We start from the raw sequence: 20,642 nt of genomic DNA on the forward strand, positions 1-20,642 counted from the left end.
TGTAAAAAATCTTGAAGAGTAGATATATAGTAAAAAAATAGATTTACAGTAAAAATTTAAGTGATAATAATAAATAAATTTAGCTAAAAACAATAAAGTTACAAAAAAGTAACAGAAGTAAGGCTTAGAGAAAGGTCAAAGGTTACAAAACGGGGTATAAAAGTTACAAAAATATGATGAAAAATGACATTTTTTCAAAAAAAAGCTTTACAAACTGTAATCAAATGATGTATTATAAGAATGTGATATAAATTTTGAGTTAAAAATACGAATTTAAAAAATAAAATTTAAAAATAGTAACAAAAGTTTTCGACAAATAATTGGTCGTCAAGTTACTATAAATATGATGATAGAAAGAAAAATTACGAGAGGTGAGAATTAGATGAATAAAGCAATTACAGTATTAGGGTTAAGTGCAGCAGCTGTAGCCATTTCGGTTTCAAATGCTAGCGCTATGGAACAACAAGCGACAGAGGCAACTACAACTATTAACCATAAAGATGCACAGGAAAATGCAACTTCAAATAAAGTCTCAGAACTTCCAACGTCAAATGCAGTTACTGGGAACAATATAAAGACAGTAACAGCTACAGAAACAAATACTACTAGAGAAGCGACAAGTGTAAATACAAACTCGACTTCAAACAATGTTTCAGCATTTCCAAAACAAGAGACAAACAATGTAAAGACAACAAATGGAAGTGCAAATGCAGTAGCTGTAAATGAAGAAGCAACTGCAAGTGAAGAAGTAAATAAGATAGATGAGAATGTTAATAATAATAATACAAATAAAGATGTAAATACTGCAAATGAAAATAAGAATGTAAACGCAGAAGCAACAAATGAAAATACAGATAAGAACGTGAATGCAGAAGCAACAAATGTGAATGCAGACAAGAATGTAACAGATACAAATGAAGATAAGAATGCAGATGCGACTACAAATATTAAGACAGATGCAGCTGCAACTACAGATGATGCTTCAGATAAGAAAACTCCACAGACAACTACAGCAACAAACCTTAGAGAAGAGGCTGATGTAACTTCTGGTAAGGTAATGGAGCTTAAGGCTGGCGAAAAACTAACTGTTTTGGAAAGAAAAAATGGATGGACAAAAGTTCAAACTGAAAATGGACAAATCGGATGGATAAGTGGATATTACGTAGCTGGAGATGAAGAAGCAAAGAAAGAAAATGAAACAGTAAAAACAGAAGATAAGGCATCAACAGAAGATGTTCTTAATAATAACAAGACAGATCAGCGTGATAAAGAGGCTAATGGTAAGGTAACTTCTACAGATTTTCTTAATGTAAGAGTAGGCCCTTCAGTTTCTAATGGTGTTTCTGGCGTTATTTATAGAGGCGAAATATTCAAAGTACTTGAAAAAGATCCAAACGGTTGGGTAAAGGTAATGCTAAATGATGGTACAACTGGATGGGCTAATGGTAAGTATATTGATATGACTGTTACAGAAGATAAGACAAATATTGATGATTACAACAAACAGCAAGAACAGAATAAGCAAAACTCTAATCAGGGTAAGGTAAATAGTTCTGTTGGCCTAAGAGTAAGATCAGGTGCAGGGACTAATACGTCTGTAATAACAACTTTAAATCATAATTCAGTAGTAAATATTATTGGAGAAGAAAATGGTTGGTATAAGGTTAAGCTTGAAAATGGACAGACTGGGTATGTTGGCGCAGGATATGTAACAAAGACTACACCAAGTAATCCAAATAATAACAACAATAATAATGGTTCAGGAAATATAAAAGAAGATGGACAGGATACAAATAAGAATCCGGATAAGACACCAGATAAGAATCCAGGTTCGAATACAACAGCTGCTGGACAAAAGGTAGTTGATACAGCAACTTCTCTATTAGGGGTAAAATACTCATGGGGTGGAACTACTACGGCTGGATTTGACTGTTCAGGATTTACTCAATATGTATATAAGAATGCTTTGGGTGTAAATATACCAAGAGTTTCTAGAGATCAGGCAAATGCTGGTTCAGCAGTGTCTATGAGTAATGCCAAAGCTGGAGATTTATTATACTTTGATACAATGGGTGGAGGAAGAACTAGTCATGTAGGTATATATCTAGGTGATGGTAAGTTTATACATGCGAGTGGTAGTGCATCTAATCCAGAATATGTAAAGATATCAAGTCTTTCTGAAAGATGGGTTAAATGTCTAGGAGCTAGAAGATTCGCTTAATCAATTAAATAGAATATTATATAGCACTGCGGAAATTTCTGCAGTGCTATTTTTGATATAGAAAATAAAATATTGTTTTGTTAGAAAAAATAAAATACTGACTGTGGAAAAAACTATAAAACTGTGGATAATTTTTGTGAATTAATCTAAAATAGATACTAAGAGATTGTATATTGAGAGGAGTTTGAATTGAAGAATTTTAAAGTTGGAATTGTACAAATGAATGTTGGCAATGATAAAGTTAAAAATATTGAAAAAGCAATTCGTATGATTAAAGAAGCTGCCGATAATGGAGCGGAACTAGTGCTACTTCCAGAAATATTTATGTGCCCTTATAACAATCAGTGTTTCTCTGAGTATGCTGAAGAGTTTCCTGGAGAGACATCTAAGGCTATGATGAAAGCTGCCAAGGAAAGTAGCATATACTTGTTAGCAGGATCAATACCAGAAAAATCTGATGGAAAAATATATAATTCATCTTATTTTTATAATAGAGAAGGTGTATTAATAGCTAAGCATAGAAAAATGCATTTATTTGATATAAATATTGAAGGTGGGCAAAAATTTAAAGAAAGTGATGTACTGACTCCAGGTGATGATTTTACTGTAGTGGACACTGATCTAGGAAAAATCGGGATAGCAATTTGTTATGATGTAAGATTTCCAGAGTATTTTAGAGCTATGACCATGTTAGGTGCAGAAGTGGTATTACTTCCAGCAGCCTTTAATATGACAACAGGACCTGCTCATTGGGAAATGTCAATAAGAATGAGGGCAGTAGATAATCAGATATATATGATTGCAGCGGCTCCTGCAAGAGACGAAAGTTCATCATATGTTTCATATGCTAATTCTATGGTAGTGAGCCCTTGGGGAACTATAGAAGCTTCTGCTGGGATAGATGAAAAGATCCTTTATTCAGAAGTCAATAGTGGAAAGCTTGCTAAAGTAAGAAAAGAACTACCATTATTGAAACATTTGAGAAAAGATAAATATGCTCTAAAGATAAATGTATAAAATCTAATATCTACTAATTGATCAAATCAAGAAAATATATAAATATTTTATTTGAAAGGAAGAAAAATGAATAGACAAGAAATATTATCTCATATAGATCACACATTGTTAAAGGCTTTTTCTACTTGGGAAGATATCCAGTTACTTTGTGATGAAGCTCTTAAATATAAGACCGCCTCAGTATGTATTTCTCAAACGTATGTAAAAAGAGTAAGAAAAAAGTATGGTGAGGATATAAACATATGCACGGTAGTTGGATTTCCATTGGGATATAACTCTACTGGATCAAAGATAAAAGAAGTTGAAGATGCCATTAGCAATGGAGCTAATGAAATAGATATGGTAGTAAATATATCTGATGTAAAAAATAAAGACTACAATAAAGTGGAAGAAGAAATAAGAGAATTAAAGAATATATGTGGAGAAAAAATACTAAAGGTTATAATTGAAAGTTGTTATCTAGATGAAAAAGAAAAAATAGCTATGTGCAAAGCAATTACTAATGCTAAGGCAGATTATATCAAAACTTCAACTGGATTTGGAAGTTCTGGAGCTACAATGGAAGATATTATTCTTTTTAAAAAAAATATAGGAAGAGATGTTAAAATAAAGGCTGCAGGTGGAGTTAAATCAATAGAAGACCTAATTGATTTTTTGAATGCTGGTTGTGATAGGATAGGGACAAGCTCTGCTGTTAAAATGTTGGTATTGTAGGTAAGAGATTTTAATTATTTGAAAATGGATTAGAAATCAACATAGCAAACAAGGTCAGTATAGGAGCTTTTAATTATTAGAAGAAATAAAAAAGAGATTCCTGATTATTTATAAAAATTTGTAGATGATTTTAATATAGGGTAACTATCTATTTTTACTTTAGGATTAATTTTAATGGATTTTTCAAAAGCTGACCTAGATTCGGAGGGGAAATATGAGGATTTTAGATATAATAGAGAAAAAAAAGATAAACCAAGCACTGACAGAAGAAGAAATAAAGTTTTGGATAGATGGAGTATGTGATGAAAGTGTAGCAGATTATCAGACAAGTGCCTTGTTAATGACGATATTTTTTAATGGAATGAATGAATATGAAACTGCTATATTGGCAGAAGCAATGAGAAATAGCGGAGATATAATAGATTTGTCAGATATTCCAGGAATAAAAGCTGACAAACACTCAACAGGTGGGGTAGGTGATAAAACTTCTTTAGCACTTTGTCCTATGGTAGCATCTTGTGGGCTAAGGGTAGCAAAAATGTCTGGTAAGGGATTAGGTCATACAGGAGGAACTCTTGATAAACTAGAATCTATAGAAGGCTTTAACATATTTCTAAGTGAAGATGACTTTAAAAAACAGGTAAATGAAATAGGTCTTGCAATTATTGGTCAGACTGGAGATTTGGTACCAGCAGATAAGAAACTTTACGCACTTAGAGATGTTACAGCTACCGTGGATTCTACAGCCTTGATAGCTTCTTCTATTATGTCAAAGAAGCTTGCATCAGGGTCAGATAGTATCCTGTTGGATGTAAAATACGGTGAAGGTGCTTTTATGCATACAGTAGAAGATGCTAGGGAACTTGCAAAGTCAATGATATCTATAGGCAATAGCTTGGGAAAAAGCACTATGGCTATGATCACTGATATGAATCAACCTTTAGGAAACACTATAGGTAATGCTTTGGAGGTAAAAGAAGCTGTAGAAACAATACAAGGAAGAGGACCGAAAGATTTTACAGAACTATGTATGTGTGCAGGTGAAATTATGTTAATTCAGGGAAATATTGCAAGCACTAAAAAGGAAGCAAGAAAAATGCTTGAAGAATCTATATCTTCTGGTAGGGCATATGAAAAATTTATTCAAATGGTGAAAGCTCAGGGAGGGAATATAGAACAAATAAAAAACACCGAGCTGCTTCCTAAGTCTAAGTTCATCACGGAAATAAAATCAAAAAAATCGGGATATATCAATACAATACATTCACAGAAACTTGGTATATTAGCAATGCAATTAGGTGCGGGAAGAGCTTCAAAAGAAGATGAAATTAATTATGCGGTCGGCCTAAAGTTAAATGTAAAAAAAACTGAGAAGATATGTGAAGGCGATAGCTTATGTAGCGTTTATCATGATGAAAGTTTGAGTTTAGATTGGATAGAGAGATTATATAGTGCATTTAGCTATTCAGATTATATGCCAGAACATACAAAGATTGTCGAAGAAATATTAAAGTAAAAAAAGTGTCGGAATATTAAAAAACAACAATAATTAAATAAATAAGCTATACGAAATAGGAGTCTTCATAAATTTATGGAGATTCTTATTTTTGTGTAAAAATTCATAATATATAGAAAAAAACACATTAAGTATAATTAATTAATGTTAATTATAAGATATTGTATTGAAATAACATTCTCAATTAAAAAAACGCTCTATTAGTCAAAAAAAAGACAATAACACACATATTAATTATGATATAAAAATATGGATTTATACACATAAATGTTGTATACTAGTATAGAGGAAAAAGTAAATATTAGTTATGAATAGGAGGTAACATGATGAAACTCTTAACTTTTAAGGGAGGTATACATCCTCCATATGGAAAAGAGTACGCAAACAAGAAACCAATTGAGAGAGCAAAAGCTCCTTCGACTGTTTATATTCCTCTTCAGCAACATATCGGTGCACCAGCAAAATGCATCGTAGAAGTTGGGGATGAAGTAAAGTTAGGTCAAAAAATTGGTGAAGCTCAGGGGTTTGTATCTTCTAATATTCATTCATCAGTATCTGGTGTCGTGAAATCCATTAAGGAATGCGGCGTACCAGGTGGTACTGCTATGTGTGTAGTTATTGAAAATGATTTCAAGGAAGAACTGCATGAAAACGTTAAACCACATGGTGAAATAGAAGACTTATCGAGAGATGAAATTGTTGCTATTATTAAGGAGGCCGGTATAGTTGGTATGGGTGGTGCAACTTTCCCTAACCACGTTAAAATATCTCCTCCACCAGACTCAAAGGCAGAATACGTAATACTAAATGGTGCTGAGTGTGAACCATATCTAACAGCAGATGATAGATTGATGGTGGAGCACCCAGAAACAGTTGTGTACGGATTAAGAGCATTGATGAAGGTATTGGATGTAAAGAAAGGTTTCATAGGGATAGAAGTTAATAAGCCAGAAGCTATTAAGAATATGGTTGAAGCTGCAAACGCATACCCTGAAATCGAAGTAGTAAGCCTACAGGTTAAGTATCCAGAAGGTGCAGAAAAGCAGTTAATTTATGCTTGTACAGGGAGAGAAGTTCCTTCAGGAGCGCTTCCAATAGCTGCAGGCGCAGTTGTAGATAACGTAGCTACATCTGCTGCTATAGCAAAAGCTATTAGAGAAGGTATGCCTTTAGTAGAAAGAATTACTACTATAACAGGTCCATGTATAAAGGAACCTAAAAACTTAATAACAAAGGTAGGTACTAAGTTTAGTGAACTTATCGAACAATGCGGTGGTATAAAAGAAGGCGTAAACGCTAGCAAGCTTATTGCAGGTGGACCAATGATGGGTCTAGCACAATTTACAGATGATATCTCTACTAATAAGGGTTCTTCAGGCATACTAATCTTAGATGAAGATATGGCTAGAGCTCCAGAACAGATGAACTGTATAAAGTGTGGAAGATGTGCGGACGTATGTCCAGCATTCCTTCAGCCGTTATTCATAAGTGCATATTCGTTAAAAAATAATTTTGATGAAGCAGAAAAGCATAGAGCGATGGATTGTATAGAATGTGGATCATGTTCATACATTTGTCCTTCAAGAAGACTTTTATTACCTTCAATCAGACAGGCAAAGAAAGAAATCGGTGCTAAGAGAAGAAAAGCTGCTGCAGCACAAAAGAAATAATAGAGGGGGAACGAGTGATGGATAATAAGTTGATAGTATCTTCTTCACCTCATATTAGGAGTAAGGAAGATACTTCATATATAATGAAGCAAGTTTTAATAGCGCTACTTCCAGCAACTTTAGCTGGCTTGTACTACTTTAGAGTAAGTGGCTTGGTTACTATTTTAGCCTGCGTTATTGGTGCTGTGGGTTCTGAATGGGCCTACTGCAAGATTACTAAAAAGAAATCTACTATTAATGATTTATCAGCAGTAGTAACAGGCTTACTACTTGCTTTTAACGTTCCAGCAGGGCTTCCTGTATGGATGTGTGTATTGGGTTCAATATTCTCAATAGTAGTAGTTAAAATGTTATTTGGCGGTATAGGATGTAACTTCCTTAACCCAGCATTAGCAGGAAGAGCTTTCTTGCTAGCGTCTTTCCCAGTAGCTATGACTACTTGGTTGACTCCAGGAAATAATCCTGATGCAATAACTTCTGCAACACCATTAAGCTACATGAAGCTAGCTGGTGCAGAGGGAATGGGAACAGCTTCAGGTGCAGTTGATAAACTTCACGAGGCTGGAATATCTATAGGTCAAATGTTTATGGGTAATATAGGCGGTACTGTTGGTGAAACATGCGCGTTATTACTAATAATTGGCGGTATATATCTAATTTACAAAGGTATCATTTCATATGTAATGCCAGTTACATATATAGGTTTAGTATTTATACTTACTTTCTTGCTTGGTGGATTCAATGCAGAGTTTGCTTTATATCAAACTTTAGCAGGTGGATTACTTCTAGGTGGTATGTTCATGTTAACAGACTACACTACTTCACCAATGACTAAGAAAGGTCAGATAATATATGCTGCAATTGCGGCTATAATAGCTACTTGTATAAGATTATACGGTGGTTACCCAGAAGGTGTATCTTATTCTATACTATTTGCCAACTGTCTAGTACCATTGATTGACAAATATGTACATAATAAAGTATTTGGGGAGGTGCGTAAATAATGAATAGTATGTTTAAAATAGGTGGAACTCTTTTTGCGTTTTGTGCCGTTTCAGCATTACTACTTGCTGGTACCGACCAGATAACTGCACCTATGATAGAACAACGTAATGAAAAAGCTAATAATGAAGCTAGAGTTCAAGTTCTTCCAGAAGCAAAAGAATTTAAGGAAGTTGAAAGTTCTTCTTATAAATCAGCTGGGGCAGCTACTATATCTGAAGTATTCGAAGGCAGTAACGGTTCAGACGAGGTTGGATATACTATCAAGTCTAAGCCATCAGGTTACGGTGGAGAAATCGAGCTTACTATAGGTATTAGTAAAGACGGTAAGATAACAGGAGTAAATGTTGGTAACAATACAGAAACTCCAGGTCTAGGTGCAAAGGCTGCTGATCCTGCTTTTAGTGATCAGTATAAAGATAAAGATGCCAAAGAACTAGAAGTTATCAAAAGCGGTTCACCAGGTGAAAATGAAATTAAGGCAATATCTGGTGCAACAATTACATCAAAGGCAGTTACTAGTGGTGTAAATGATGCAGTTATGGTATTTGAAGCCTTAAGTAAATAAGAGGGGGGTTAGATATGAGTAATTTAGGTAAAATATTTAAAAATGGTCTAATTGACGAGAACCCTACTTTCGTACAGGTAATAGGTATGTGTCCAACACTTGCTGTTACAAGCTCAGCAATAAATGGTATAGGTATGGGTCTTTCCACAGCAGTGGTTCTTGCTTGTTCAAACTTAGCAATATCACTTCTTAGAAAAGTAGTTCCAGATAAAATAAGAATACCTTGTTTCGTAGTAGTTATAGCTACTTTCGTTACAATAGTACAGATGTTATTAAAGGCTTATGTTCCAGCTTTAGATAAAGCTCTAGGTCTTTATATACCACTTATAGTCGTTAACTGTATCATACTTGCAAGAGCAGAAAGTTTTGCTTTCAATAATGGTCCAGGCGCATCATTTGTAGATGGTATAGGTATGGGTCTTGGATTTACTTTAGCCCTTACAATACTAGGTGCAGTAAGAGAAATTCTTGGTGCAGGTAGCATATTCGGTTTTGTATTTTTACCATCAAGTGTAAATACATTACTATTTATACTTCCTCCAGGAGCGTTCCTTACTCTAGGATTCCTAATGGCTATATTCAACAAGATGATTAAGAAAAAGGCGTAAAGGGGTGTAGATAATGAATTTAATACTATTATTTATATATATAGTTCTTGTAAACAACGTTATCACTTCTCAGTTCCTTGGTATTTGTCCTTTCTTAGGTGTTTCTAAGAAGACAGATACAGCTATCGGTATGGGTGTGGCCGTTACGTTTGTTATAGCGTTGGCTTCAGTGATAACATATTTTATCCAAATGATATTGGATAGATTTGGTCTAGGATTTTTGCAGACAATAGCATTTATACTTGTTATTGCCTCAATAGTACAGTTTGTTGAGATGGTAATTAAGAAGACTTCTCCATCTCTATATCAAGCGTTGGGAGTTTATCTTCCATTGATAACTACTAACTGTGCCGTTCTAGGTATAGCAATAGTTAATATAACAAAAGGTTATAACGTAATAGAAACTCTAGTAAACGGCGCTGGTGCCGGTATAGGTTTCACTCTTGCAATAGTAATATTTGCAGGTATAAGAGAAAGACTTGAATTGGCTGATATTCAAGAAGCGTTTGAAGGATTCCCTATAACACTAATATCTGCCAGCCTAATGTCAATTGCTTTCTTAGGTTTTACAGGTTTAATAAAATTATAAGGGGAGGTACTAAAGAATGGTTATTGTTTATGCTATAGTAGTACTAGGAGTACTCGGTCTAATCTTTGGTATGATCCTTGACTTTGCTTCAAAGAAGTTCGCAGTTGAAGTGGATGAAAGGGAAGCTGAAATATTAACAGTATTGCCAGGTGCAAATTGTGGTGGTTGTGGATACCCAGGTTGTGGTGGTCTAGCAGCAGCAATTGCAAAAGGCGATGCTCCAGTAAATGGTTGTCCAGTTGGTGGCGTGGCTGTTGCAGAAAAAGTTGCAGACATCATGGGCGTAGAAGCTGGTTCAGGTGAAAAGATGGTGGCTCATGTTAGATGTAAGGGTACTTGTGAGGCTACTAAGAATAAATATGAGTACAATGGAATACAGGATTGTAGAGCAGCAGCTTCATTGATAGGGGGACCAAAAGGTTGTTCATATGGCTGTTTAGGTCTAGGAACTTGTGTTCAGGTTTGTGCATTTGATGCTCTTCATATAGTAGATGGAGTAGCAGTAGTAGATGAAGAAAAATGTGTTAACTGTGGTAAGTGTGTAGATATATGTCCAAAGGGACTTATAGAACAGAAGCCAGTTAACAAAGAAGTAACTGTAGAGTGTATGTCAAATGATTTTGGTAAGGCTGTAAAGGATAATTGCTCAGTTGGTTGTATAGGTTGTGGAATTTGTTTCAAGGAATGTCCATTTGATGCTATCATATTTGAAAATAAGTTAGCTCGTATAGACTATGACAAATGTAAGCAGTGTAACAAGTGTGCTAATAAGTGCCCAACTAAGGTTATTAAGCCTAAGGAAAGAAAAAAGCCTGCAGTAGCTGCTAAAGCAACTACAACTCCAGAAGTTAAGGAAGACGCAAAGGCAGAAGCTAAATCTGAATAATATTTATTCTATTTTAGATTGTATATAAGAAATTATCAAAAGCTATTATGAATTTTAATTCATGATAGCTTTTTTTTATTTGATTTTGTTATTAAACAGATTCGAGTTATTAGATAACTAGCTGAGTAGATGATATTTAAGTGTTTAAATTTAATTGATGTTATTTATTATTTTAATTGCCTATAGATTTATGCTTACTATTATAGAGAAGTATGTGTATAGATAGAGAGATATGTGTATAAATAGGAGAGAAAAATGACATCAATAAAAATAAAAGACTTGTTAGACGAAGAAAAACCAAGAGAAAAGATGATAAGTAAGGGAGTGAAGTACTTATCAAACGCTGAATTGTTAGCTATTTTAATTAGAACAGGAAGCAAGGAAAAAGATGCAGTGGCTTTGAGCTCAGAAATAATAAATAAGAGTGTTGATGGAATAAGAGGACTACAAAAGCTCACTATAGAGGAGCTTTGCATGTTAGAAGGTATAGGACCATCAAAGGCTACAATAATAAAAGCGGCTCTTGAGCTAGGGAATCGAGTGGACAAGTATATTCCTGAAAGATATAAAATTAAAAATCCTTGGGATGTATACATATATTACATGGGGGAGATGAGGTATCTGCAAAAAGAAATTTTTAAGGTTATCTTACTAAATACTAAAAATGAAATAATATGTGATATAGATGTGTCTGTCGGAAGTTTAAATAGTTCAATTGTACACCCTAGAGAGGTGTTTGTAGAAGCAATAAAAAGAAGTGCAAATTCGGTAATTTTGATGCACAACCACCCATCGGGAAATCCTAGCCCATCTGAAGAGGATAAAAAGATAAGTAAAAGACTGATATGTTCAGGAAATATTATAGGAATAGATGTTTTGGATCATATTATAATTGGAGATGGAATATACTATAGCCTTAAGGAAGAGGGTGACATTTAAGTAAATAAAATTTCAAAAATTCATTAAAAAAACTTGTGGTTTAACTCAAATTAAGAAAAATGTAGTATATTAGTATTATAAATATGCAATTTTAATAGATTTCTAAAAAGAATTGTATCTATTTCTCTCTACATCAAGTGAATATTGGTATTTTGAGGATATAATGTAAATATAAATCTCGAAAATATTGATTATACTTAAGGGAAAAGTAGTTAAAAATCAGTAAAAGATGAACTTAATATATATCTTTTATGATATAGTCTATCTATAAATATGTGGCAAAAAAATATATTGTAAATAAGCTATAAAAATATATGAGCATGTATTAAATTTCTCATATATTTTATAATTTATTAAAAAACGCAGGCAAAATAAATATAAATTGCGTAAAAAGAATTTATATATTTTAAATAAATATATAAATTAGTGGCCTCTATTGTCTAAAATATAAATAACAGTAATTTTTATCACTTTCTTAATATTTATTTGTATAATAATAAAATTAGATTAATTTGATACAAAATGTAACTTTTGAAAGTGATATGACTATATTTAATTAGTTAGTTGTATCAATGTTGTTATGTTATATTTGTCACGGATGTGATATACTATAGTAGAGAAAAAATGTAAATAAACAGCGGTTATATAAGCATTATCTAGATTTATAGACTCAAAATTAATTGTAAAAAATTTATGCTTTGAAATAAAGAATCTCTTTAAAGAAAGGGTATTTTATTGAAAGAAAATATTTTGTTTGTTTGGGAATTAGTTTAGATCTTGATATTTATTGAATAGAGTGAATTTTTATTATAAAATGAATCTATATAAGTTAAATTTAAAATACATGTTTATATAACATTATAATATAATATTTGTATATATTGTCTGGTATTATATTGATGTTTTAAATGAATAATTATTAAAGCATAGGAGGAAAAGATGGGATTCTTTAGCAAATTTTTTGGATCAAATATTAATAATATAATTACAAATGATATGGGTATTGATTTGGGGACAGCAAATACTTTGGTATACATAAAAGGTCAGGGGATAGTAGTAGATGAACCCTCTGTGGTAGCAATAAGAGAAGATAATAATGAAATATTGGCAGTAGGTGAGAAAGCAAGTGAGATGATAGGTAGAACACCTGAAAATATAGTTGCAATTAAACCTATAAATGAAGGAGCTATAGCAGATTTTGAAGCAACACAGGCTATGATTAGCTATTTTATACAAAAGGGTTCAAAGGGTGTAGTAAGTCCTAGAATAGTAATCTGTGTACCATATGGTATTACAAAGGTAGAAAAAAAGGCAATTGAAGAAGCAGCTATACAAGCAGGTGGAAGAGAAGTATATATATTAGAAGAACCTATGGCAGCAGCTATTGGAGCAGACTTAAATGTCAATGATCCTGAGGGAAATATGATAGTTGATATAGGCGGAGGGACTTCGGAAATAGCAGTTATTTCACTTGGAGGAATAGTGGTAGCAAATTCAATCAGAATTGGTGGAAATGAGTTTGATGAGGCTATAGAAAACTTTGTAAGAAGAGAATACAATATAGTCATAGGTTCTAGAACAGCTGAAAATATTAAACTTGCAATAGGTTCAGCCTATGCTTCTGAAACAGAGCAAGAAATCAATGTTAGCGGTAGAGATATACTAACTGGACTTCCAAGAACTATTACTATAGGTTCTACTGAAGTAAGAGAGGCTCTTAGAGAACCGATTGCTGAAATTGTTGAAGAAATAAGAACTACTCTTGAGCAAACTCCTCCAGAATTAGCATCTGATATTATGGAAAAAGGAATTTATCTGACAGGTGGAGGATCTCTTCTTAGTGGTATGGATAAGTTAATAGAGTCTGAAACTGCACTTGATGTGCATATATCAGAAAATCCACTACAGAGTGTTGCTATAGGAGCAGGTAGATCAATTGAAAATGAGCTTATCTTTAATAGTATTGTAAAGATTAATGCAGAAAGTTAGTTGGTGATTGTTTTGAAGTTAAAGAAGGACAATAGGTCACGATTCACTATCAAGTCTATAATAACAACTGGAGTAGTCGCGGCATTAATAGTAGTATCTGTAATGTCTATTTCTGGTAACGACAAACTATCATTTTTAAAAGATAACACTGTTTCAGAGTTTTTCTATGATGTAGGAAAACACACGAATAAGGTTGTTCAAGCAACTGGAGGATTTATAGGTGATCTTGCTAATTTTAGAAATAATTCTGATAAAGTGAAGACGCTAACTAAACAAAATGAAAAGTTAAAGCAGGAGATAATAGATATAAAAAGTGATGAAAATAAACAAAAGTCACTTGAAAGTTTAAAAGACTCCTTGAACTATGTTCAAGGAGATCAAAAGGAAAAATTTGTATCAGCAGGAGTAATAGGTAAAAATGATGGGGATTGGTATCAGTCTTTTATTATAGATGCAGGTGCTGATAAAGGAATAAAAGAAGATAGCGTAGTAATTAATGGCAAAGGTGTTGTAGGAATAGTTTATAGTGTAAACAATAACTATTCTAAAGCAATATCTTTAATTGATTCTAGGGCTTCTGTAAGTTTTAAAATAGTAGGAAAAGAAGATTATAAAGGTGTTATCACAACATCTTCTGCTGTAGGAAAATCCGATCTGAAAGATATGGACAAACTTCTACAGGGGTACTTGTTTGATTCAAGATCAAAGGTTAAAAAAGGCGATGAAATTGTGACATCTGGATTAGGTTTATATCCAGAAAACATACCTATAGGTAAGGTTACACAGGTAATTAATGATAAAAGTAAGTCTATGAAAATAATAAAGGTTAGACCAAATGTAGATTTTAAGAAAATAGATGATGTGAGTATTATACCTCCAAGAAAGTTGGAGTAGGTGATAAAATGAAAAATATAATACTTTTTATAATTGGTTTGATAATTATGTTGATAGAGGTATTCTTTACGAATTTTATCAACTCCTTTGTCAGTGTGAATTTTTTACTGATATATATAATATTTATTTCTTTATATATAGACAAGAATAATTCATTGATTTTGTGCGGCCTGTTGGGATTAATCAGCGACTTTATGTCTGGGGGTATAGTCGGAGTTAGTGCGATTTTATTTTTGGTAGTATCTTATTTTATATCGATGGTAGAGAAGTCTATATTCAAAGATAAAAGGGGTATAGTCTGCCTATTAGTAGCTATTGTAAGTGTCTTTTACTCTATTATAAGTGCAGTGTTCTCAGCGATATTTTTCGTTCCTACACCCATTATAATAGCTCTGATAAAGTGTATTGTAGTAATACCAGCGGCAAATACATTAGTTGCATTTTTTGCATATACTATATTTGAGGACAGACTCAAAAAATTAAGAGAAGAATAGTGGTGGCAGATATGAATAAGAATACAATTATTAAAAAAAGATTAAAAACTATTAATAAAATAATAATAGTAGTACTTATTGTGATATTAGGTAAAATCGTGTATATGACTACCGTTAAAAATTCTCATTACTTAGAGTTAGCAAATCAAAAGACATATAAACAAATAATGGTTCAGGCACCTAGAGGAGAGATAAAAGATAGAAATGGGGTCTTACTCGCAGGTAATAAACCAGAGTTTACTGTGCAGATTGTAGCAGATACCTTTAATAAGGTTGGAAAAAGTGAGAAAGATGGTCCAAATAGAATTGCTTATTCTATAATCAATATTTTGGAAAGAAATGAGGAAGAATATACTGATGAATTTCCTATTGTCATAGAAGATGGGAAGTACTACTTTACTTTTGATAAAAAGATTGAACAATTTAAGTCAGAAAATGGAATACCAAAGAATTTTTCACCTAAAAAATGTTTCTATTACATGGTAGATTCTTTAATTGATAATGGAATACTATCTGCCTCTGATAGAGGTATGGAACCATTGGAACTTCAATCAAAAATGAATTCTTTGGGATATTATCCTCCAATATTGGTAAATGACTGGATGTTTACTCAACAAAAGAATAAAAATGATTGGCTCGAAAGCTACAAACTGGATGAAAATATATCAGCTAAAAAAGCTTTTGATCTAATAAGAAATAAATACTATAAAATAGATGTCAGCATGTCTGACAGTGAAGCTAGAAAGATAATGTTAGTTAGAGATATGTTAAAATCGAATGTGTATACTCAGTACAACCCAGTAACTCTAGCAAAGGGAATTAAAAAAGAAACTGTTGCTCAGATAGAGGAAAATGCTATGAAACTACCAGGGGTGTCGGTTGCAGTAGAACAAAAAAGAGTATATCCAGAAAAGGATTTGGCATCACATGTACTTGGATATGTTGGTAAAATACCATCATCTAAGGCAGAAGAACTAAAGAAAGATGGATATAATCCAGATGACTTAATAGGTCTATCTGGAATAGAGCATAGTTATGAAAAAAGACTAAAAGGAAAATCAGGATATAAGGAAGTGAAGGTAGACAGTGTAGGTAGAGTAATAGATGAGATGAAGTCAGTATCACCTATTTCAGGAAGCAGTGTTTATCTAACTATTGATAGTAAGGTACAAAAAGTAGCAGAAGATTCATTGGAAAGAGCTATTGACTCAGCTAGAACAGGTTCTGTATTTGAAAGTCAGTTTGGAAATATAAGTATAGGAGAATATGCTCCGAATGCAAAATCGGGTGCTTTGGTTGCAATAGATGTTAAAACAGGAGAAGTTCTGTCTATGGCAAGCTATCCTGACTATGATCCAAATAAGTTTGCAGGAGGGATAAGCGCCGAAGATTATAATAGTTACCTTCCTAAAAATCCAAATGATTTCTTGGCTCCAAATCCACTTTTAAACCTTGCAACTCAGGGAGCTTTCCAGCCAGGTTCAACTTTCAAGTTAATTACGGCTATGGCAGCATTAGATTCTGGACTAGATCCAGGATATACAATTAATGACCCTGGTGTAATTAGATTTGCTGGAAGAGATTTTGCCGATTATGTATGGCATCATGGTGGAAAAAATCATGGAGTTGAAAATTTATACAAGGCTATACAAGAATCTTGTAATATATACTTCTATATTATAGGTAGTGATAAAAACTGGATTACAGGAGAAGATCTAAACCTTGGTATGGGAGCAAAGAAGATTCTAGAATATGCCAAAAAATTCGGTTTGAATGAAGGAACTGGTCTTGAAAATCAGCTTGAAGAAAGAAATGGAAAAGTTCCTAGTGAAACTGAAAAGGTTGAAGGCACAAAAGCTCAATTAAAGGTCGCTCTAGATAGAAAAATGAGAGATCACTTTGAGGGAATTGATTATGATAAAGATAAAGATGAATTTGAGAAAAAAATAGATGAAATAGTAAGTTGGATCGATGAAGAAAAAACACCTGGAAGAAAAGAGACTATGGAAAGATTAGGAAAGCTAGGTGTAAAGGAAGAACATATTGAAAGTGATGCAGATTTAATGGTTTATAGTTATTTTAATTTTGCTAAGTGGGGCATAGGTGATACATTTAACTTGTCTATAGGTCAAGGTGAAAATGCCTATAACCCATCACAAATAGTTAGATATATTGCAGCTATTGCCAATGGAGGATATCTTGTAGATATGAATGTAGTAGACAAGGTAGAATCGCCAAAGGGAGAGGTAACTGAAAAAACCAAGAAAAAATCTGAAAAAATCAAGTTTAAGGATGATTCTAATTTAGATGTATTGACAGAGGGAATGGTTAGGGTATCTAAGACTGGTCTGGCAAAGAGAGCTTTTGCTGATTTCCCTGTGACGGTAGCTTCTAAAACCGGTACTGCAGAAAAAAGTGGTAAAATACCTAGTGACAACGAATATGATTATTTGATGTCTCACCTGTCTTCATATGGTGTAGAGAAAGAGGATGTTTTGGCAAGGTATAGGGAACTAAGATCACAAAGAGAGATAGAACTTACTAATACCAAGATACAAGAATTAAAATCAAAGATTAAAGATCCTAAAACAAAAGAGGAAGACAAAGAAAAGTATGAAAAAGAATTGGAAAGAGGTGTCAAAGTAAAATTAGATGACACTGATAAAATAAATGCATTTTACCTAAGAAAGGCAATAAAGTCTTTAAATGGAAAGATTACTGATGATGATATTGACAAATTCAAGCCAGATTATGGATCATTTGCGTGGTGTGTAGCATTTGCACCTGCAGAAGACCCAGAAATTGCCGTTGCTTGTGTAATACCTCAAGGAGAATCGAGTTCTTATGCTGTTCTTCCAATAAGAGAAGTCATGGGACAGTACTTTGGTCTTATAAAGGAAGAAGATAAGGATGCTAAGGAAGATAAAAAAGCTACGACTGAAGATGATAATGCAAAAGAAAAATCAGAAGGTAATGAAGAAAGTACTAAATCACAAGAAGAAAATAATGAAGAATCGGAGAATGATAATAATTCAGAGGATAGGACAAGAGATGTTAGCAGCGATATAAAAGCTGTAGAATAGTTTTGAATATTAGTTTGAGGGGATGATATTATGAACTTGAAGGAGAAAGAAGCAGTTGAATTTAAAGGGACTGGACGAGGTTTAGTGCTGTATATAGACAGAGAAAGTTCAATGGAGTCTATTTTTGATTCAATCTCCAACAAGATCAAGTCATCCCCAAACTTTTTTATTGGAGGAGTATTAACCGATATAGACAGTAATTATATTTCGCCATATCAAAAAAAGCTTATAATAGAATATTTAGATGAAAACTACGATATAAAGTATACTGGTGTAGATGAATTCCACTTTAATGAACAGATGAATCAAAAAGAATACAAGGGTGCAACAGCTATTTTTAAAGCTATTAGAACTATGTATATAATGGATCTATCTCAAGGTGAAGTAATAGATTATAATGGTAGTTTGGTTGTAATGACTACTACACCTAAAAATTGTGTTATAAAAGCATCTTGTGATATAACTGTTCTTGGAAGTATTGAGATAGATTCAACCGTTATATCTGGTGGAAATATAATAGTAATGGGAGAAGTAAGAGGAATGGTATATGCAGGGGCTTATGGAAATGATAGTGCCTGTGTTATAGCCAGACAAATAAATTCTCAGAAGCTAGCAATATTTGATTGCCAAAGTGACAGTGTGATAAGTAAGAGGAAAACAAGTATGAGCAATCCAGAAATAGCATATATTGATGAAAGCAAAGAGATTACTATATCTCAGAAAAAAGAAGTTTTATTTAAATACGCTCCTGAAAGTATTAAAGATACCAGTTATGGAGCTTTTGATATAGAAGAACAAGGAGTAATGATGGAAAAGAATCAATCCTTTGATGATTTTTCATATGAGATAAAACATCACTCTAAAAAAGAATCCTTAAGTAGTGGAAGAAAAATTAATCCACTTCATAAAAAAACAAAAATTTTAAAAGATGAAGATGAAGTTCAAGATTCTTTACAGGAAAGTAAAACTTTGAATTTATTGGAAAATCTTAGAAAAAGAAATTCTTTTAAAGAGTTGGACGGGCATTTAGAAAACAAAATAAGCGAAGATAGTGAAATAGAAGATAGTGAGTCAAATAAGCATTTAAAAAATAAATCACAGAGTAAGCTAGATAAGTTGACATTTGATATAAAAAATGAAAAAACAGATAAAATTGAAAGCAATACAAATGATATTTCTAAAGAAAATAAAGAAAAGAAAATAGGAAAAACATTTGTCGATAAAATAAAAGATCTGCTTATAGAGGAAGAGGTGGATGATGAAAAAAATAGATTATAGTAAAAAAGCGAGAATAATAAGAAATATTGATTGGAAATTGGTTACTATAGTCTTATTAATATTTGCTTTTGGAATACTTGTGTTGAGTAGTGCCACACATGTGAACGTTACTGGGGATTTTAAACAGATGATTACTCAGTTACTGGCATTTGCATTAGGGATAGTGATAGTAATAATTCTATTGTTATTTGATTATAATAGTATTGGTAAGTATTATAAAGAACTATATATATTCAGTTTCTTAATGTTGTTGATCGTTTTGATACCAGGAATAGGAGATAAGCAGTTTGGTGCTAGATCTTGGATTCGTATAGGTAGCTACAATCTTCAAACATCAGAAATAGTAAAAACAACTTTTATTTTGAGTTATGCTAAAATAGTTGATATGAATAGAGAAAATATAAATGAACTAAAAACATTAGCAAAATTGATTTTATATGCACTTCCGTTTATAGGTTTGTTATTAGGACAACCTGACCTAGGTACTGCAATAGTATTTATGTGCATTATTTTCTTCATGCTTTATATTGCTGGTTTGGATAAAAAAATAATTAGAAATGTTATAATTGCAGGTATTATATTAGCTCCTGTAATGTTCTTTTTAATGGCACCTCACCAAAGGGTTAGAATAGTAAACTTTTTTAATCCAGAAGCTTCCAGTAACTATCAGGTGTTGCAGTCAATGATTGCGATAGGTTCTGGTGGATTAACTGGTAAAGGCTTATATAATGGTTCACAAAATCAAGAAAACTTCCTTCCAGTACGTGATAGCGACTTTATATTTGCGGTTATTGGAGAAGAATTCGGTTTGTTAGGAATGTTGTTTATAATTATTTTATTTATTTTGTTGATAACAAGGCTTTTGACTATAGCTAAAAGGTCAAAAAATACTTATGGAACATTTATAGTGGCAGGTATTACAGGTATGTTTGCCTATCAGATAATACAAAATATAGGAATGACTGTAGGTTTGATGCCAGTAACTGGTGTAACACTTCCATTTGTGAGTTACGGAGGTAGCTCAATATTGACTTCTATGGCAAATATTGGGATAGTCCTCAACGTGTATATGCGAAGAAAAAGAATGAACCTTTATTAAGGATAAAATAAAATTTTATTATATGAACTCTTAGTGTATAATGAATAGGTAATAGGTAATAGGTAATAGGTAATA

Annotated in this window: 17 protein-coding genes; all 17 read left to right on the forward strand. The window is 32.7% G+C overall.

The features are described 5' to 3' along the window. Window positions 1-382 precede the first annotated feature (382 nt). The 17 genes from RR561_RS04500 (at window position 383) to rodA (ending at window position 20,567) form a co-directional block, all read left to right on the forward strand. On the forward strand, window positions 383-2,221 hold the full coding sequence (locus tag RR561_RS04500; protein ID WP_332506317.1) for a C40 family peptidase: 1,839 nt from the start codon (window positions 383-385) through the stop codon (window positions 2,219-2,221). Between the two features lie 189 nt (window positions 2,222-2,410). Then, on the forward strand, window positions 2,411-3,238 hold the full coding sequence (locus RR561_RS04505) for a carbon-nitrogen hydrolase family protein (protein WP_332506318.1): 828 nt from the start codon (window positions 2,411-2,413) through the stop codon (window positions 3,236-3,238). A 66-nt stretch (window positions 3,239-3,304) separates the two neighbouring features. Next, entirely contained in the window at window positions 3,305-3,952 is a 648-nt protein-coding gene (deoC, locus tag RR561_RS04510; protein WP_332506320.1) for a deoxyribose-phosphate aldolase, read from the forward strand. 214 nt (window positions 3,953-4,166) lie between these two features. After that, window positions 4,167-5,468, forward strand: coding sequence for a pyrimidine-nucleoside phosphorylase (locus RR561_RS04515; protein ID WP_332506322.1), 1,302 nt, complete (start codon window positions 4,167-4,169; stop codon window positions 5,466-5,468). Window positions 5,469-5,794: 326 nt separating this feature from the next. Then, window positions 5,795-7,138, forward strand: a complete 1,344-nt coding sequence (rsxC, locus tag RR561_RS04520; protein ID WP_332506324.1) for an electron transport complex subunit RsxC — start codon at window positions 5,795-5,797, stop codon at window positions 7,136-7,138. 17 nt (window positions 7,139-7,155) lie between these two features. Further along, window positions 7,156-8,142 carry an RnfABCDGE type electron transport complex subunit D gene (locus RR561_RS04525; RefSeq protein WP_332506325.1) on the forward strand — a complete coding sequence of 329 codons (987 nt, stop codon included), beginning with the start codon at window positions 7,156-7,158 and terminating at the stop codon, window positions 8,140-8,142. After that, on the forward strand, window positions 8,142-8,708 hold the full coding sequence (locus RR561_RS04530; RefSeq protein WP_332506326.1) for an RnfABCDGE type electron transport complex subunit G: 567 nt from the start codon (window positions 8,142-8,144) through the stop codon (window positions 8,706-8,708). Before RR561_RS04525 ends, RR561_RS04530 begins: the two co-directional genes overlap by 1 nt. Before the next feature lie 14 nt (window positions 8,709-8,722). Then, the gene (locus RR561_RS04535) at window positions 8,723-9,316 is read left to right on the forward strand and encodes an electron transport complex subunit E (RefSeq protein WP_332506328.1); all 594 of its coding nucleotides are present in this window, start codon (window positions 8,723-8,725) and stop codon (window positions 9,314-9,316) included. A gap of 13 nt (window positions 9,317-9,329) precedes the next feature. After that, window positions 9,330-9,905 carry an electron transport complex subunit RsxA gene (gene rsxA / locus RR561_RS04540; protein ID WP_332506329.1) on the forward strand — a complete coding sequence of 192 codons (576 nt, stop codon included), beginning with the start codon at window positions 9,330-9,332 and terminating at the stop codon, window positions 9,903-9,905. A 16-nt stretch (window positions 9,906-9,921) separates the two neighbouring features. Further along, the gene (gene rnfB / locus RR561_RS04545) at window positions 9,922-10,791 is read left to right on the forward strand and encodes an RnfABCDGE type electron transport complex subunit B (RefSeq protein WP_332506331.1); all 870 of its coding nucleotides are present in this window, start codon (window positions 9,922-9,924) and stop codon (window positions 10,789-10,791) included. A gap of 255 nt (window positions 10,792-11,046) precedes the next feature. Continuing rightward, complete coding sequence (radC, locus tag RR561_RS04550; RefSeq protein ID WP_332506333.1) at window positions 11,047-11,730, forward strand: RadC family protein; 684 nt, start codon at window positions 11,047-11,049, stop codon at window positions 11,728-11,730. Window positions 11,731-12,669: 939 nt separating this feature from the next. Then, on the forward strand, window positions 12,670-13,719 hold the full coding sequence (locus RR561_RS04555) for a rod shape-determining protein (protein ID WP_332506334.1): 1,050 nt from the start codon (window positions 12,670-12,672) through the stop codon (window positions 13,717-13,719). A gap of 3 nt (window positions 13,720-13,722) precedes the next feature. After that, complete coding sequence (gene mreC, locus RR561_RS04560) at window positions 13,723-14,613, forward strand: rod shape-determining protein MreC (protein WP_334309589.1); 891 nt, start codon at window positions 13,723-13,725, stop codon at window positions 14,611-14,613. A gap of 8 nt (window positions 14,614-14,621) precedes the next feature. Continuing rightward, on the forward strand, window positions 14,622-15,107 hold the full coding sequence (gene mreD, locus RR561_RS04565) for a rod shape-determining protein MreD (RefSeq protein ID WP_332506337.1): 486 nt from the start codon (window positions 14,622-14,624) through the stop codon (window positions 15,105-15,107). A gap of 11 nt (window positions 15,108-15,118) precedes the next feature. Continuing rightward, the gene (locus RR561_RS04570) at window positions 15,119-18,190 is read left to right on the forward strand and encodes a penicillin-binding transpeptidase domain-containing protein (RefSeq protein ID WP_332506338.1); all 3,072 of its coding nucleotides are present in this window, start codon (window positions 15,119-15,121) and stop codon (window positions 18,188-18,190) included. Between the two features lie 30 nt (window positions 18,191-18,220). Further along, a complete protein-coding gene (locus tag RR561_RS04575) occupies window positions 18,221-19,468 on the forward strand; it encodes a septum site-determining protein MinC (RefSeq protein WP_332506340.1) in 1,248 nt (415 codons plus the stop codon). Then, entirely contained in the window at window positions 19,449-20,567 is a 1,119-nt protein-coding gene (gene rodA, locus RR561_RS04580) for a rod shape-determining protein RodA (RefSeq protein ID WP_332506341.1), read from the forward strand. Before RR561_RS04575 ends, rodA begins: the two co-directional genes overlap by 20 nt. Window positions 20,568-20,642: the final 75 nt, after the last annotated feature.

The organism is Peptostreptococcus sp., assembly GCF_036639115.1.
In the GTDB taxonomy this organism is placed as follows: domain Bacteria; phylum Bacillota; class Clostridia; order Peptostreptococcales; family Peptostreptococcaceae; genus Peptostreptococcus.

What these genes read in the sequence shown, in the direction of transcription:
- deoC (WP_332506320.1), top strand. Translation starts at nt 3,305, where the DNA reads ATGAATAGACAAGAAATATTATCTCATATAGATCACACATTGTTAAAG.
- rnfB (WP_332506331.1), top strand. Translation starts at nt 9,922, where the DNA reads ATGGTTATTGTTTATGCTATAGTAGTACTAGGAGTACTCGGTCTAATC.
- rsxA (WP_332506329.1), top strand. Translation starts at nt 9,330, where the DNA reads ATGAATTTAATACTATTATTTATATATATAGTTCTTGTAAACAACGTT.
- rsxC (WP_332506324.1), top strand. Translation starts at nt 5,795, where the DNA reads ATGAAACTCTTAACTTTTAAGGGAGGTATACATCCTCCATATGGAAAA.
- RR561_RS04530 (WP_332506326.1), top strand. Translation starts at nt 8,142, where the DNA reads ATGAATAGTATGTTTAAAATAGGTGGAACTCTTTTTGCGTTTTGTGCC.
- RR561_RS04525 (WP_332506325.1), top strand. Translation starts at nt 7,156, where the DNA reads ATGGATAATAAGTTGATAGTATCTTCTTCACCTCATATTAGGAGTAAG.
- rodA (WP_332506341.1), top strand. Translation starts at nt 19,449, where the DNA reads ATGAAAAAAATAGATTATAGTAAAAAAGCGAGAATAATAAGAAATATT.
- RR561_RS04515 (WP_332506322.1), top strand. Translation starts at nt 4,167, where the DNA reads ATGAGGATTTTAGATATAATAGAGAAAAAAAAGATAAACCAAGCACTG.
- RR561_RS04570 (WP_332506338.1), top strand. Translation starts at nt 15,119, where the DNA reads ATGAATAAGAATACAATTATTAAAAAAAGATTAAAAACTATTAATAAA.
- RR561_RS04575 (WP_332506340.1), top strand. Translation starts at nt 18,221, where the DNA reads ATGAACTTGAAGGAGAAAGAAGCAGTTGAATTTAAAGGGACTGGACGA.
- RR561_RS04500 (WP_332506317.1), top strand. Translation starts at nt 383, where the DNA reads ATGAATAAAGCAATTACAGTATTAGGGTTAAGTGCAGCAGCTGTAGCC.
- RR561_RS04555 (WP_332506334.1), top strand. Translation starts at nt 12,670, where the DNA reads ATGGGATTCTTTAGCAAATTTTTTGGATCAAATATTAATAATATAATT.
- RR561_RS04535 (WP_332506328.1), top strand. Translation starts at nt 8,723, where the DNA reads ATGAGTAATTTAGGTAAAATATTTAAAAATGGTCTAATTGACGAGAAC.
- mreD (WP_332506337.1), top strand. Translation starts at nt 14,622, where the DNA reads ATGAAAAATATAATACTTTTTATAATTGGTTTGATAATTATGTTGATA.
- radC (WP_332506333.1), top strand. Translation starts at nt 11,047, where the DNA reads ATGACATCAATAAAAATAAAAGACTTGTTAGACGAAGAAAAACCAAGA.